Below are 14378 nucleotides of genomic sequence, written 5' to 3' on the forward strand. Positions count from 1 at the left end.
AAAATCTGGCCAAAGTTTGTTTCCAAATCATCAATTTAACAAGAAAATTATTTACTTGGCTTACTTTTTTTAATCGGGGAATTGGCAACAACATTGGACAATACAATGTGGGTCCTACATTCTCCATAAACAATCAGCTCATCAATAAATTTTTCCAAATGGGATTGATCTCGAAGCACTACTTCCATAATAATGTTCTCGTTCCCCGTTATCCTGTAACAGTTTACCACCTCTTGAAAGGTCTTTACCTTATCCAAAAAGGGTTTTAACTTACCCATAAAGGCACGCAACATTATTATGGCCTTTAATTGATAACCTGCTTCAACGTAGGAAATATTGGCGCCATACCGCTCAATTATTCCAAGATCCTCCATCTTTTTGACTCGCTCCGCCACAGCAGGTGGTGTCAACCCGATTTTTCTTCCAATGTTGGCAAACGATTCCCTTGCATTCTGCTGTAAATGATTCAAAATTTGCCAATTCAAGTCATCTATCTTCATATCTAAAGAAATTCAATACTATTATTTTGCTTTCGAAAGTAAAATCGGATAATTACTTTAATAACAAAAGTAATAAAATTTGAATCGTGCTTAATTTTATACTACAAAATTGCTAGAAAAACATGGAGAGACATTCTCTTAACTCCCTTGGTGTATACCGTAGATCTTTGGCCCTTCGCGACATGAGCGAGGCGGTAGCTGCTTATTTTACCCAAAACAGGGAGATTTTGTCACTTCGCAAAATCGATTCTTTTCGAGACGATATTTCTAAATCGCTTTTGGTAGATGCCGACCTGATTACCAAGGAATTGGAACAAGCCGCACTGAGCAATTGTCCATCCGTGCGCATGAGAAGCCTTTCTTACGTAAATATTATGACACGCAATATTCTTGCATATTGCAATGGTCTGGAACGTGACGGAGTCAAAGAAAAGGAATACTTGAACCTTCTTAGAAAAGAGATTCGCATATTCCGTATTTCCTTTAAAAAGTGGAGAAAGTCCTTAATCAACAAGAACGACTGATTCCTACATATTTCTTCGGTACTGCCCCCCTACTTGGAACAACGCTTCGGTAATCTGCCCCAATGAACAATATTTGGCGGCTTCCATCAATTTTTCAAAAATGTTTTCATTGTTGATGGCCACTTCCTGCAATTCATTTAACTGTTTGGTAGCTTCGTCCTCTTCCCTTTTGTGAAGGTTTTGCAAGGTATTTATCTGATTTTCCTTTTCCTTTTCCGTAGCGCGGATGACCTCAGCAGGGAGAATGGTCGGTGAACCTTTGGAGCTCAAAAATGTATTCACCCCAATGATCGGATATTCGCCAGAGTGCTTCAAAGTTTCATAATGGAGGCTTTCCTCTTGGATTTTGGAACGTTGGTACATGGTTTCCATAGCTCCCAGCACGCCACCCCGTTCCGTAATTCTGTCAAATTCCATTAACACAGCCTCCTCTACCAAATCCGTTAACTCTTCAATAATGAACGACCCTTGTATCGGATTTTCATTTTTGGCCAAGCCCAATTCTTTGTTGATGATCAATTGTATGGCCATGGCCCTACGGACGGATTCTTCGGTTGGGGTAGTAATTGCTTCATCATACGCATTGGTATGCAGCGAATTACAGTTATCATAAATTGCATACAAGGCCTGAAGCGTGGTGCGGATATCATTAAAATCAATTTCCTGCGCGTGCAAACTTCTTCCCGAGGTTTGAATATGATATTTGAGCATTTGTGCCCTTGGATTGGCGCCATACTTTTCCTTAAGCGCCTTGGACCAAATGCGCCTTGCTACGCGACCAATGACCGCATATTCTGGGTCGACTCCATTGGAAAAGAAGAACGATAGGTTAGGGCCGAACTTATTGATGTCCATTCCTCGGCTCAAGTAATATTCCACGTAGGTAAAACCATTGGAAAGTGTAAAGGCCAACTGCGTGATGGGATTTGCTCCCGCCTCTGCAATGTGGTAGCCCGATATGGAAACCGAGTAAAAATTACGTACTTGTTGCTCAATAAAATATTCCTGTACATCGCCCATCAATCGTAATGCAAACTCGGTGGAGAAAATACAGGTATTCTGCGCTTGGTCCTCTTTTAAAATATCAGCCTGTACCGTACCGCGAACCTGGTTCAAGGTCTTAGCCTTTATTTCTTGGTATATATTTTCGGGAAGTACTTGGTCCCCAGTTACGCCCAAGAGCATTAAACCGAGGCCATTGTTCCCTTCGGGAAGTTCGCCGTAATAGGTGGGTTGCGCTATTCCTTTCCTTTTAAAAATGCTTTCGATTTTGTCTTTGACCTCTTTCTCCAGGCCATGCTCTTTGATGTATTTCTCACAATTTTGGTCAATTGCTGCGTTCATAAAAAAGGCCAAGAGCATTGGTGCTGGACCATTAATGGTCATACTTACCGAAGTCATTGGGCTGCTCAGGTCAAAACCAGAATACAATTTTTTAGCATCGTCCAAACAGCAGATGGACACCCCTGCATTTCCGATTTTTCCATAGATATCTGGTCGGTGGTCGGGATTGTTCCCGTACAAGGTGACCGAATCAAAAGCAGTGGACAATCGCTTGGCGGGCATATCCATGCTCACATAATGAAATCGGCGGTTGGTACGCTCAGGGCCACCCTCGCCCGCGAACATTCGCGTGGGGTCCTCCCCTTCCCTTTTAAAAGGGTAAAGTCCTGCGGTATAGGGAAATTCCCCAGGTATGTTCTCTTGCAAGATCCATTGCAAAATATCGCCCCATGCCTTGTATTTGGGCAAGGACACTTTTGGAATCTGACTGTGCGACAAGGACTCGGTATGTGTTTTTATATTGACTTCCTTGTCCCTTACTTTAAAGGAATAGATTTCCGATTTGTAACGGGCAACTTTTTCGTTCCATTTTAAAATAGCCTCCCAGTTGAGGGGATTCAAATGCATTTTGACCCGATCAAATTCCTTGATGAGCAGTTGCGACAATGCTCTCGATTCTTCATTTTTGATATGCTTCCCGATTTCCTCCTCGTCCAAGCCCGATTTACCCAAAAACAATTCCTCGGCCTGTTCTTGCTCTATTTCCAAGGTCGATGCTAAAGTCAAAAAGATACCGTACAGCTTTTGGGCCACTTTGGATTCTTCCTTCGCCTTGGCATCATAACTCCTATTGTTTTCGGCTATTTCCGAAAGATATCGGGTTCTTGCTGGCGGAATCACATAAATTTTCTCCGCCATTTCCTGGGTAATCTCAATAGTGGAATTCAGAGTGGAACCTGCTTTCTCCATCAAGGTATCCATCACCTTTTTATAGAGACTGTTCATCCCAGGGTCATTGAACTGCGAAGCAATGGTACCGAAAATGGGAAGCTCGTCTTCTTTGGTATGCCATAATCCGTGGTTACGGGCATATTGTTTCTTTACATCGCGAAGGGCGTCTAAAGCGCCTCGCTTATCAAACTTATTGATGGCTACGATATCCGCAAAATCTAACATATCGATTTTTTCCAACTGCGTAGCCGCACCAAATTCGGGCGTCATTACGTAAAGCGATACATCGCTGTGCTCCAAAATTTCGGTATCGGATTGTCCGATTCCAGAGGTTTCCAGAACAATCAGGTCGTAATTGGCCGCTTTCAGCACTTGAACGGCTTCCGAAACATGCTTGGACAGTGCCAAATTGGACTGTCGCGTAGCCAAGGAGCGCATATACACCCTATCGCTGTTGATGGCATTCATACGGATTCTATCGCCCAAAAGAGCACCGCCTGTTTTACGCTTGGATGGGTCTACGGAAACAATTCCGATGTGTTTATCGGGAAAATCCATCAAAAATCGACGTACCAATTCATCCACCAAACTGGATTTACCTGCACCCCCCGTTCCTGTGATTCCCAAAACGGGAACGCTGTTTTCTGATTTTTCAATAGTGGTTTGATACTTCTCAAATTCCTCATGACGGTTCTCTGCCAAAGAAATCAAACGTGCCAAAGTGTTCGGATGCTTCTCTTCCAACTGGTTCTCCAAAGTTTTCCCTTTGGGAAGATGTAAATCGGGAACGACTGTATCACATCGTTCCACCAAATCATTGATCATCCCCTGGAGACCCATTTCCCTGCCATCATCAGGGGAATAAATACGTTCTATACCGTAATCCATCAGCTCTTTTATCTCTTCTGGAAGGATAACACCGCCGCCGCCGCCAAATATTTTGATGTGACCTGCCCCCCTTTCCTTCAACAAATCGAACATATACCTAAAGTATTCGTTGTGCCCGCCTTGGTAAGATGTCATGGCAATGGCATTGGCATCCTCCTGAATGGCACAATCCACCACTTCGGCAACACTCCTATCGTGCCCCAAATGAATCACCTCTACCCCAGTGGCTTGGATTATTCTTCTCATAATATTGATGGCCGCATCATGACCATCAAAAAGCGAGGCCGCGGTAACAATTCTGATTTTATTTTTAGGGTTGTAGGGTTTTATTTGTTCCATCTGCAATAAAAGGTCTGATTTTGCACTGCAATTTACAGAAAATGCAATTGAAAATTGGTTTTGATTAAGATTGTATAAAAAATAATATAAGTTTGGGCTTCCTTTTTTGAATACCATAATTTTATCCGCTCAAATGTGTCCCATGAAACTGACCATTCTTATCAACTGCCCTGACCAATCAGGAATCATTCGTTCCGTTACCACTTTTGTCCACCAGCAAAAGGGAAACGTGGTATATCTGGACCAACACGTGGACAAACAGGCCGGTGTGTTTTTTATGCGCCTTAAAAGCGAGTTTGAACAGGAGATTGACCTATCCTCCTTCAAAACGGATTTTGAAAAAGAGTTGGCCAATGAGTTCAACATGGAATGGGATGCATACACCGACGATTACAAACCCAAAATGGCCATTTTCGTTTCCAAATACAATCACTGCCTCTACGATTTGCTGAGCCGTTACAATTCTGGGGAACTATTGGTAGACATACCATTTATATTGAGCAATCACACGGATTTGAAATATGTTGCGGAGCAGTTCAACATCCCTTATTTTCATATTCCCGTGACCAAAGCGACCAAGGACGAGGCCGAGGACAAACAGTTGGAACTTTTGGAGCAATATGGGGTGGATTTTATTGTTTTGGCGAGGTATATGCAGATCGTATCACCAAAGGTGATAGATGTATTCCCACAGAAAATTATCAATATCCACCATTCGTTCTTACCTGCCTTTGCAGGTGCTAAACCCTACCATGCTGCTTTTGAAAGAGGCGTGAAAATCATTGGTGCCACCAGCCACTACGTAACAGAAGACTTGGATGCAGGGCCTATCATTGAACAAGATGTTACTACCGTTTCGCATACCCATTCGGTTAAGGATTTTATAGCCAAGGGGAGGGATTTGGAGCGTATTGTATTTTCGCGGGCGGTTCAACTTCACGTAGCGCGTAAAACGATGGTCTATAATAACAAGACCGTGATTTTTTCATAATCAAAGATTAAGTATCTTATAATCAACGAGTAATAAACAAACAATTCAATCAATAGCCTAAAATGCATCAAGATTATATACAACCGAATCCATGGAGTATTATTGAGGAAGGTTTCGATAAAGATCGGATAAAATCTTCCGAAAGCCTTTTCAGTATAGGCAATGGTGCCATGGGGCAACGCGCCAATTTTGAAGAACATTACTCTGGGGCCACTTTTCAAGGCAGCTATATCGGAGGAGTGTACTATCCCGACAAAACCCGGGTGGGATGGTGGAAAAATGGATATCCTGAATACTTTGCCAAGGTTTTGAACGCTCCCAATTGGATCGGGATCGATGTTGAAATAGAAGGAATTCCATTGGATTTGGCCACCTGCTCCAACGTAAAAAATTTTAAGCGAGAGCTGAACATGAAAGAGGGTTGGTACCAGAGAAGTTTCGTGGCCACCACACCAAATAATATAGAAATTGAGTTGGTTGCGACTCGTTTTTTGAGTTTATCGCATGACGAAGTAGGAGCCATCAAGTTTGAGATTACTCCGCTCAATTCTGATGCTTCGATTGTTTTTAAGCCCTATATCGATGCGAGCATTACCAATGAAGACAGCAACTGGGACGATAAGTTTTGGAACACCACCCATATTGAATCCAATAAAAACAGAGCTTTCATCAAATCGCACACCATGAAGACGCATTTTAACGTGTGTACTTTTATGCAGGCGCATTTGGTTTATGGCGACACCTTAAAAACCACTCCTGATTCCGAGAACAAAGAAGAGCTTTCTATTGGTTTTGAATTTGCTCAAAGTGTAAAAAAAGGAGAAAAAGTAAGTTTGATCAAATTCGGCGGGTATACGGTGGACCGCAACCACAAAGCCGATAAATTGATGGAGGCAGCCGATACTGTACTCAACGAAGTTTCCTCACTCGGGTTTGATGGACTTTTGGAAGAACAGAAAAAGGCTTGGGCCCAGATTTGGGACATGAGCGACATTACGATTGAAGGTGACATAAAAGCGCAACAAGGCATCCGCTTCAATATTTTTCAATTGAATCAGACCTACACGGGAACGGATTCCCGATTGAATATTGGCCCCAAAGGCTTTACGGGCGAAAAATATGGCGGCAGCACGTATTGGGATACCGAAGCTTACTGTCTTCCATTTTATATGGCCACAAAAAATCAAGAAGTAGCTCGGAAATTACTCAAATACCGGTACAATCATTTGGAAAAAGCTATTGAAAATGCCGAAAAGCTTGGTTTTAAAAACGGTGCCGCACTTTATCCGATGGTCACCATGAATGGTGAAGAGTGCCATAACGAGTGGGAAATCACTTTTGAGGAAATCCATAGAAACGGTGCAATTGCCTACGCCATTTTTAACTACACCCGATATACTGAAGATTACAGCTATATTCCAGAAATGGGATTGGAGGTTCTGATCGGTATAGCACGTTTTTGGCAACAGCGCGTCAACTGGTCCGAAAACCGAAATAAATATGTAATGCTTGGCGTAACAGGACCCAACGAGTATGAAAACAACGTAAACAACAACTGGTACACCAACTATTTGGCCAAGTGGTGCTTGGAATATGCACTGGAGCAATTGGAGCTTGTGCGGCAACAATATACTACCGATTATAAGCGGATACTGGAAAAAACGCAATTGACCAACGATGAAACCGGACTTTGGAAAAAAGTGGCGGCTCATATGTACCTCCCCCTGTCCGAAGAACATGGCGTTTACCTACAACAGGATGGGTTCTTGGACAAAGATTTGGTCAGGGTGGCCGACTTGGACAAAAAAGAACGCCCCATCAATCAGCATTGGAGCTGGGATAGAATCCTGCGTTCACCATACATCAAACAAGCGGACACACTTCAAGGTTTTTATTTCTTCGAGGACCATTTTACCACAGAGGAACTAGAAAAGCATTTTGACTTTTATGAGCCGTTTACCGTTCATGAATCTTCCCTGTCACCTTGCGTACACTCCGTTCAAGCTGCAAAACTGAATCGAATGGAACAGGCTTACACCTTCTATTTGCGCACATCGAGATTGGACTTGGACGACTACAACAAGGAAGTGGAAGAAGGATTGCACATTACCTCCATGGCGGGAACTTGGATGAGCATTGTAGAAGGTTTTGGCGGTATGAGGATTAGAGACGGCAAGCTTTGCTTTGCACCTAAAATCCCCGAGCAATGGGAAATGTATTCCTTCAAAATCAATTTTAGGGAAAGAGTTATAAAAGTCACGGTGAGCCAAAATGGTGCTGATTTTGAGATTGACGGTGGCGAACCCCTAGAAATCGTCGTCAACGAAAAACCACTCACATTATCCGCTTAATCCATCAAAGAAAAGAACGAAATAATTTTTGGATCGAGGTGATTTCAGCTAAAAATTGATAAAATCAATCAGTTTTAAGTTGATTCGAGCTATTTTCATATGAACTTAAAAATTTAACCATGAAAAGATTATTGCTATGCGTTTTGGTTTTCCAACTGGTGGGCTGTGCTGAACTGCAACAAGTGGTCAACCAATTGCCCCAGGGTACAGGAATCGGAAATGATCAAATAGCCCAAGGACTGCGCGAGGCCCTGAACATGGGCATAGAAAAACAAGTAAACAAGCTGACCAGCGAAAATGGATTCTACAGGAACGAACTTGTCAAAATCCTACTGCCCGAAGAGCTTCAGAAGGTGGACAAAACTTTGCGGGATATCGGTTTATCCAGTCTGGCGGACGAGGGACTCAGGATTATCAATCGGGCTGCGGAAGACGCCGTTGGGGAGGCTACCCCCATTTTTGTGGATGCGGTAAAGGGAATTACTTTTAACGATGCCAGACAAATACTTTTGGGGAACGACAACGCAGCCACTCAATATTTGCAGCGTGCCACGAAGACGCAGTTGTACAACAAATTCAATCCGATCATCAAAAATTCTTTTCAAAAAGTAGGTGCGGACAAAATTTGGAGCAACATCATCACCAAATACAACAGCTTGCCCTTGACCAATGATGTAAACCCGGACTTGACCGACTATACCACCAACGAAGCCCTGGAAGGTGTTTATACCATGATAGCCGTAGAAGAAAAGGAAATTAGGACAAAAGTTTCGTCAAGAACAACAGAATTGTTAAAAAAGGTATTCGCTCTTCAGGATTAATCATAATTTTTTGATAAAAACGCAATAACCTAAAAACAAACACGTTATAAACTCAACAATTAAGTATAATTATAACAAAATCCTAAAGTTAAATTAACCTTGGCCTCAAGGTTTAACTTCAATTTTGTACAAGTTATCTGAGTTAGCATTTTTTTGAGTTAGTTAGTTTAAAAACCGGTGTTCCTCACCGGTTTTTTTCTTTCCAAAATATTCCTTTGACACAGAAAATCCCAAACTTTAATTTCAATTTCGAACAACTAAAACAAAATCCATCGGTAACTATTTCAGTCTTGCTTTTGAGTTAAGCTTAAAACGGATAAAATCATAATAGTCGCAAAGTTTGAACCAAATTGCGACTACAATAAGGATACGTTAACAATACCCAAAACTATTGTTAGCGAAATCGCCAAATTTAGTGGCCTACGTTAAATTTTAGATAAAAAACCTGATTTATAGACGTATACCCTAATTCGGCGTAGTCTGCCAGACCGTTTTGAACGTATCTTTGTTATAACAAATCTTGAGAGCTATGAATAATCAATATTGTAAAGTTGGGGCCGTTACGCCAATAACCAGCGTTAGTCAAGCTGCATCGGTTTTGGAAATTATGCACAACGACTTTATGGAAAAAGCAGCAAGTGTTGCCGCAAAAGAGAATCAATTGGACGAGTTTTTCAAAAGAAAGGCCCAGAGTATCAAAAAGATTTTAGAAAGCCTATAATCGGCATTGATATGGCCTATTTGATTTTACTCAGTTCAATTTGCATTTCTTGCTGGATGTCGTATGCCTTTTTCGCAGCTACTTCGGCAAAGTCATTGCCTGTGGATGCATAAATAATACCTCTCGACGAATTCACCAATAAGCCTACATTTTTGGTGATTCCATACTTGCATACTTCTTGCAAACTACCTCCTTGTGCCCCCACACCGGGCACCAATAAAAAGCTCTCCGGTACAATCTTTCGAATATCCTCCAAATAAGAGGCCTTTGTAGCACCGACCACATACATTAATCTTTGTGAACCTTTGTACGTTTTGGAAACCGACAATACTTCTTTGTACAATTCCTGCCCATCCACATTTTTGGTCTGAAAATCAAAAGCACCTTGATTAGAAGTCAATGCCAATAAAATAGTATGCCTGTCTTTAAATTCCAGAAAAGGCTCCACCGAATCTTTGCCCATGTAGGGTGCGATGGTAATGGAATCAAAATCCATGGTCTCAAAAAAAGCCTTTGCATATCGGGTAGATGTATTTCCAATATCCCCGCGTTTGGCATCTGCTATGGTGAATATTTCTGGGTGATTCGCATTTAGATACTCCATGGTCCGCTCCAAAGACTTCCATCCTTGCAGGCCATAGGCTTCATAAAAGGCGATATTTGGCTTATAGGCCACACAAAAAGGATGTGTAGCGTCTATAATAGCCTTATTGAATGCAAAAATGGGGTCTTCTTCTTTTAGAAGGTGATCAGGGATTTTATCCAAATCAGTGTCGAGACCAACGCATAGGAACGATTTTTTTTGACGTATCTGGGCAATTAAATCTTCTATCTTCATTTTGATGGTTTCTCGACCGGGCTGGAACTTGGTTTCAAAAGATTAAAATATTTCTGAAGCTTCTTTGAGTTTCTCGGTATTTTCCACCAACATCAACTCATCGATGATTTTTTGCACATCCCCATTGATGATGTTCTGCAAATCGTAAAGCGTCAACCCAATTCGGTGATCGGTCACCCTTCCCTGCGGATAATTGTAGGTACGTATTTTTGCCGAACGGTCACCACTGCTTACCTGAGAGTTACGTTTAGCAGCATCTTCAGCCTGTTTTTTGGCCAATTCCATATCGTACAATCGGGCACGAAGTACCTTGAACGCCTTGTCCTTGTTCTTGTGTTGTGACTTCTCATCCTGACACTGCGCTACGATACCCGTGGGTTCGTGCGTTAAGCGTACCGCAGAATATGTGGTGTTCACTGACTGACCTCCAGGTCCAGAGGAACAGAAGTAATCGATACGAACATCTTTGGGGTCAATTTGAACATCGAACTCCTCAGCTTCAGGGATTACCATTACGGTAGCGGCACTGGTGTGCACCCTACCTTGGGTCTCGGTCTGTGGCACACGTTGTACACGGTGCACCCCTGCCTCGAACTTAAGCGTTCCGTATACGTCCTCGCCATTTACTTCAAAATGGATTTCCTTGTATCCTCCACTGGTTCCTTCGCTCAAATCGATCACATTCGTCTTCCAACCTTTGGATTCGCAGTATTTGGTATACATACGGAACAGGTCTCCGGCAAAAATACTGGCTTCGTCACCACCGGTACCCGCACGGATTTCCATTACTACGTTCTTAGCATCTTCCGGGTCTTTTGGAATCAAAAGGAATTTGATTTCCTCTTCCAATTTTGGCATGGCACTTTTCGCCTCATCCAACTGCATTTTGGCCATTTCCACCATTTCTGGATCGCTGCCATCGGCAATGATCTCTTCGGCTTCCTGAATATTGTTGGTAAGGGTTATGTATTCATCGCGCTTGTCGCTGAGCAACTTTAAATCTTTATACTCTTTGTTCAGCTTAACGTACCTTTTTTGGTCCGCAATAATATCAGGCTGTATGATCAGGTCCGATACCTCATCAAAACGTTGTTTTACAATATTGAGTTTGTCTAGCATAAATCAATCCTCCTAGTGGAATGCGAATTTACGATTTTTTAGTTGGATAATTTTGCAACTAAATGAGGTCAGTTTCCAACAAAAGTAGTCCCCAAGGTAACAATGAACGCATTGAGGCCATCGCTCCTGTCGTACTGGCTAAATCTTAGGTTAATGGTCTTTAATCCAAAGTCTAGTACTCGTGCACTGGCAAAAATATCCTTGTACTGTACCCCTATCCCATACTGGTGGGCATTGTATTGGGAAAGGTCGTAGTCGGAGGTGTAGAAATCATTGGTGGACAGCGCCTGTTCTTTCGGGTAAAAGTAATCCGCCGCTGTTTGGGTATAGTAGCGATATGTGGGAAACAAAGTAAACTTATCCGTAAGTTTAAATGGAGCTTCCAGACTGGCCGTGTGCGAACTGATGCCCCAATCATCCCAATAAAATCGGTAATAGGAACGCAGGATGACCAAATCGTTCAAATAATAATTCAAACGACCACCAACAGGTAGTTTAAAACGACTATCTGGCAATTGCTCCACATTGTCCGCCAATTGGAACTCATCGATATAAAAATCCTCGAAATCCGAAAAGTAGACCCGCTGGAAGGGCGTGCTCAACAATCCGTTCTGGGAAACCACATCCATAAAAATCGCTCCCTGCAATTTTTGGCTCAAAATCTGGGAAAAGCTCAGGGAAAGTGAATAGGAGTTCCTGTTCTCATCATCAAATTCCGTAAAAATAGGGCTGTAAGTCCCGTTCCCCGAGATACGATCATCAAAAAAACCTTCGCGTAGTTCTATGGGATACTGTGAATTCCATTTATCCAAAAACACGCGACCGCTCAGGGTAAGTTCTGTATTTTTTTCGTTGAACAATTTAGTGAAGCTGCCACCAAACCCTATCGAAGAATAATCGTATTCCGATGAAAAATAGGCGTTGGCACTCCAAATGGTGTTTCGGTCATCTGAACTATGTTGGTATGATGGGTTGATATAGACCAACATATCCTTTCGTGATTCTCCCGAAGAAGCGTCAAACGGAGTAACATTGAGTCCACCGTCCAAAGGATTCACGTTACTGGAAGAGGCAGAGGTATAGGCGGACAGACCAACATCCACCGTTAAAATATCGTCTTCGTTCATGGGCATTCTAAGAACTATGCTCGAAGTGGCATCCGTTAACTCTTCGGTACCTTCCCCACCAGTTACTGCTGCATTTTGCCCATCCTGATTATAATAACTGAACAATAAGTCGATTTCACTTGTCTCCAAAACCCTTCTCTTGTACGAAGTGTCCGCTTGTTGCGACCAGCCGATGAATGTTATCAAAAAGAAAAGGATTACGAAAACGGATTTTACTGATCTGGACAACTGCGTCATGAGGTTTTAGGTTGATTAAGCTAGCATCTAATTACATCCGCAGCCACCCCCCGTTTTGCCACCATTGGCTCCAGAAGAGGCTTCCCTGTAAATATGAAAATTGGTCTCGAAACGTTCACAAGGTCTTGCGCTCAGTTGCATCTCCTCATCATTCAAATAAACCTTATCATATTCGCGAACGGCAACACAGGAACTTGAAAAAACAAGAATGAACAAAAATAAAAGAGGTTTTCCCATGAACTAAAAGTACTAATTAGAATCGAACATTATCCCGGTACTTCTATGGATTTTGTTTTCCGAATCCACCACCACGGCCTCAACGCCATCGATTTGATTGATCATATGCAAACCTACATCGCGGCCCATGGTAAAAACTGCGGTGGCCAAAGCATCGCACAACTCCGCTTGTTTGGCAAAAATGGAAACACTGTTGATGCCTTTCGTAGGGTATCCCGTTCTCGGGTCAATAATGTGTGAATATTTTTCCCCATTGAGCATGATATATTTCTCGTAATTGCCGGAAGTGGCTACGGAGGACTCCACAATGGGCAACCAACTGAACACCTTGTCCTTGCTCAGCGGATTGGCAATGCCCACCAACCACTTTTCACCGGTCACCTTTGTTCCCCAGGTCGTAAGATCGCCCGAGGCATTGATTATTCCTCCTTTAACGTCCTTGGATACCAACAGGTCCTTGGCCCTGTCGGCGGCATACCCCTTGCCTATGGCCCCAAAACCTATGCACATTCCTTTTTCGGGAAGGAACACGGTTTGGTTTTCCGAATCCAAGCGAATTTTTTGATAACCTACCTTGGAGACGGAAGCCTTGATTTCTTCCTTGGTAGGGATTTTGTCCATACTGCCATCAAACTTCCAAATTTCGTCCATGGAAGCATAGGTAATATCAAAAGCCCCGTCAGTTATTTCTGAAATCTTGATGGACCGTTCTATCAGGTCCATAAGTTCCCTGCTTACTTTTACAGGTTTGATTCCTGCATTTTTATTGATCAAAGAGGTTTCGGAATCCTCTTTCCAAGAAGAAATGATTCTTTCAATGCGCTCAATTTCCGAAACGGCCTCATCAATATTAATATATCCAATTTCCTCGTTTGGTGCCACCACGGTAATCTCGAACCGTGTACCCATTAGCTTCAGTGTCCTTTTTACCATAACATCCGTTGTTCTGGACTGTCCAGAGGACAGCAGAAAACAAAAGCAACATACCAAGGCAACGAAGGTTCTCATTTTAGGAAATTGTTTAACGTCTTGATATATTTTGCTGGACTGGTCCGGGCCACAAAACCTGTTGTACCCAAAACGTTTTGGTTCTTATCCATTACCACGACCAACGGAAAATAACCCTTTGGGTTATATTTTTCGGCCAATGCCTTGTTTTGGTTTAATTTTTCGGGCGGTAATTGGTTCTGTTTCTTTCTGGGAAAATCGGCATCGTACATTACATAGTGTTCCGATGCATAGGAAGCAAATTCATTACTATCAAATATGTTTCTTTTCAACCGGATGCAGGGAGCGCACCAATCGGAACCGGAAAAGACCAAAATAATGGGTTTGTCCTCCTTGGACGCCTTTGATAGGGCATCGTCAAAATTATCCTGCCACTCTTGGGCCTGAAGCATTCCAGTGCAGGCTAGAATTATTATGTAGATCAACTTTTTCATAAGATTTG

The 14378-nt window shown here is 42.5% G+C and carries 13 protein-coding genes; 5 read left to right on the forward strand and 8 right to left on the reverse strand.

What is annotated here, in order from left to right; genetic code table 11:
• Positions 1–47: 47 nt before the first annotated feature.
• Positions 48–500 carry an Lrp/AsnC family transcriptional regulator gene (locus SD449_RS14445; protein ID WP_318311547.1) on the reverse strand — a complete coding sequence of 151 codons (453 nt, stop codon included), beginning with the start codon at positions 498–500 and terminating at the stop codon, positions 48–50.
• Positions 501–622: 122 nt separating this feature from the next.
• On the opposite strand from SD449_RS14445, the gene SD449_RS14450 reads away from it, so the two are divergent.
• The gene (locus SD449_RS14450; protein WP_318311549.1) at positions 623–1024 is read left to right on the forward strand and encodes a hypothetical protein; all 402 of its coding nucleotides are present in this window, start codon (positions 623–625) and stop codon (positions 1022–1024) included.
• 3 nt (positions 1025–1027) lie between these two features.
• Here the strand turns inward: SD449_RS14450 and SD449_RS14455 are convergent, their stop codons facing one another.
• On the reverse strand, positions 1028–4486 hold the full coding sequence (locus SD449_RS14455; protein ID WP_318311551.1) for a methylmalonyl-CoA mutase family protein: 3459 nt from the start codon (positions 4484–4486) through the stop codon (positions 1028–1030).
• Between the two features lie 142 nt (positions 4487–4628).
• On the opposite strand from SD449_RS14455, the gene purU reads away from it, so the two are divergent.
• From purU to SD449_RS14475, 4 genes are all read left to right on the forward strand, one after another.
• On the forward strand, positions 4629–5477 hold the full coding sequence (gene purU / locus SD449_RS14460; protein WP_318311553.1) for a formyltetrahydrofolate deformylase: 849 nt from the start codon (positions 4629–4631) through the stop codon (positions 5475–5477).
• 62 nt (positions 5478–5539) lie between these two features.
• The gene (locus SD449_RS14465) at positions 5540–7828 is read left to right on the forward strand and encodes a glycoside hydrolase family 65 protein (protein ID WP_318311554.1); all 2289 of its coding nucleotides are present in this window, start codon (positions 5540–5542) and stop codon (positions 7826–7828) included.
• 119 nt (positions 7829–7947) lie between these two features.
• Positions 7948–8649, forward strand: a complete 702-nt coding sequence (locus tag SD449_RS14470; protein ID WP_207032549.1) for a DUF4197 domain-containing protein — start codon at positions 7948–7950, stop codon at positions 8647–8649.
• A 529-nt stretch (positions 8650–9178) separates the two neighbouring features.
• Positions 9179–9370 carry a hypothetical protein gene (locus SD449_RS14475; RefSeq protein WP_318311557.1) on the forward strand — a complete coding sequence of 64 codons (192 nt, stop codon included), beginning with the start codon at positions 9179–9181 and terminating at the stop codon, positions 9368–9370.
• 16 nt (positions 9371–9386) lie between these two features.
• Here SD449_RS14475 and pyrF read toward each other — a convergent pair whose 3' ends face one another.
• From pyrF to SD449_RS14505, 6 genes are all read right to left on the reverse strand, one after another.
• Positions 9387–10208 carry an orotidine-5'-phosphate decarboxylase gene (gene pyrF / locus SD449_RS14480; protein WP_318311558.1) on the reverse strand — a complete coding sequence of 274 codons (822 nt, stop codon included), beginning with the start codon at positions 10206–10208 and terminating at the stop codon, positions 9387–9389.
• Between the two features lie 42 nt (positions 10209–10250).
• Positions 10251–11327 carry a peptide chain release factor 1 gene (gene prfA, locus SD449_RS14485; protein ID WP_318311560.1) on the reverse strand — a complete coding sequence of 359 codons (1077 nt, stop codon included), beginning with the start codon at positions 11325–11327 and terminating at the stop codon, positions 10251–10253.
• A gap of 68 nt (positions 11328–11395) precedes the next feature.
• A complete protein-coding gene (locus SD449_RS14490; RefSeq protein WP_318311561.1) occupies positions 11396–12691 on the reverse strand; it encodes a DUF3570 domain-containing protein in 1296 nt (431 codons plus the stop codon).
• A gap of 27 nt (positions 12692–12718) precedes the next feature.
• Positions 12719–12928: a DUF4266 domain-containing protein gene (locus tag SD449_RS14495; RefSeq protein WP_318311563.1), complete on the reverse strand. Its 210-nt coding sequence runs from the start codon at positions 12926–12928 to the stop codon at positions 12719–12721.
• Positions 12929–12940: 12 nt separating this feature from the next.
• The gene (locus SD449_RS14500) at positions 12941–13936 is read right to left on the reverse strand and encodes an FAD:protein FMN transferase (RefSeq protein WP_318311564.1); all 996 of its coding nucleotides are present in this window, start codon (positions 13934–13936) and stop codon (positions 12941–12943) included.
• Positions 13933–14370 carry a thioredoxin family protein gene (locus SD449_RS14505; protein ID WP_318311566.1) on the reverse strand — a complete coding sequence of 146 codons (438 nt, stop codon included), beginning with the start codon at positions 14368–14370 and terminating at the stop codon, positions 13933–13935. The genes SD449_RS14500 and SD449_RS14505 overlap by 4 nt, the downstream gene beginning before the upstream one ends.
• Positions 14371–14378: the final 8 nt, after the last annotated feature.

The organism is Flagellimonas crocea (genome assembly GCF_033441595.1).
GTDB classification, from domain to species: domain Bacteria; phylum Bacteroidota; class Bacteroidia; order Flavobacteriales; family Flavobacteriaceae; genus Flagellimonas; species Flagellimonas crocea.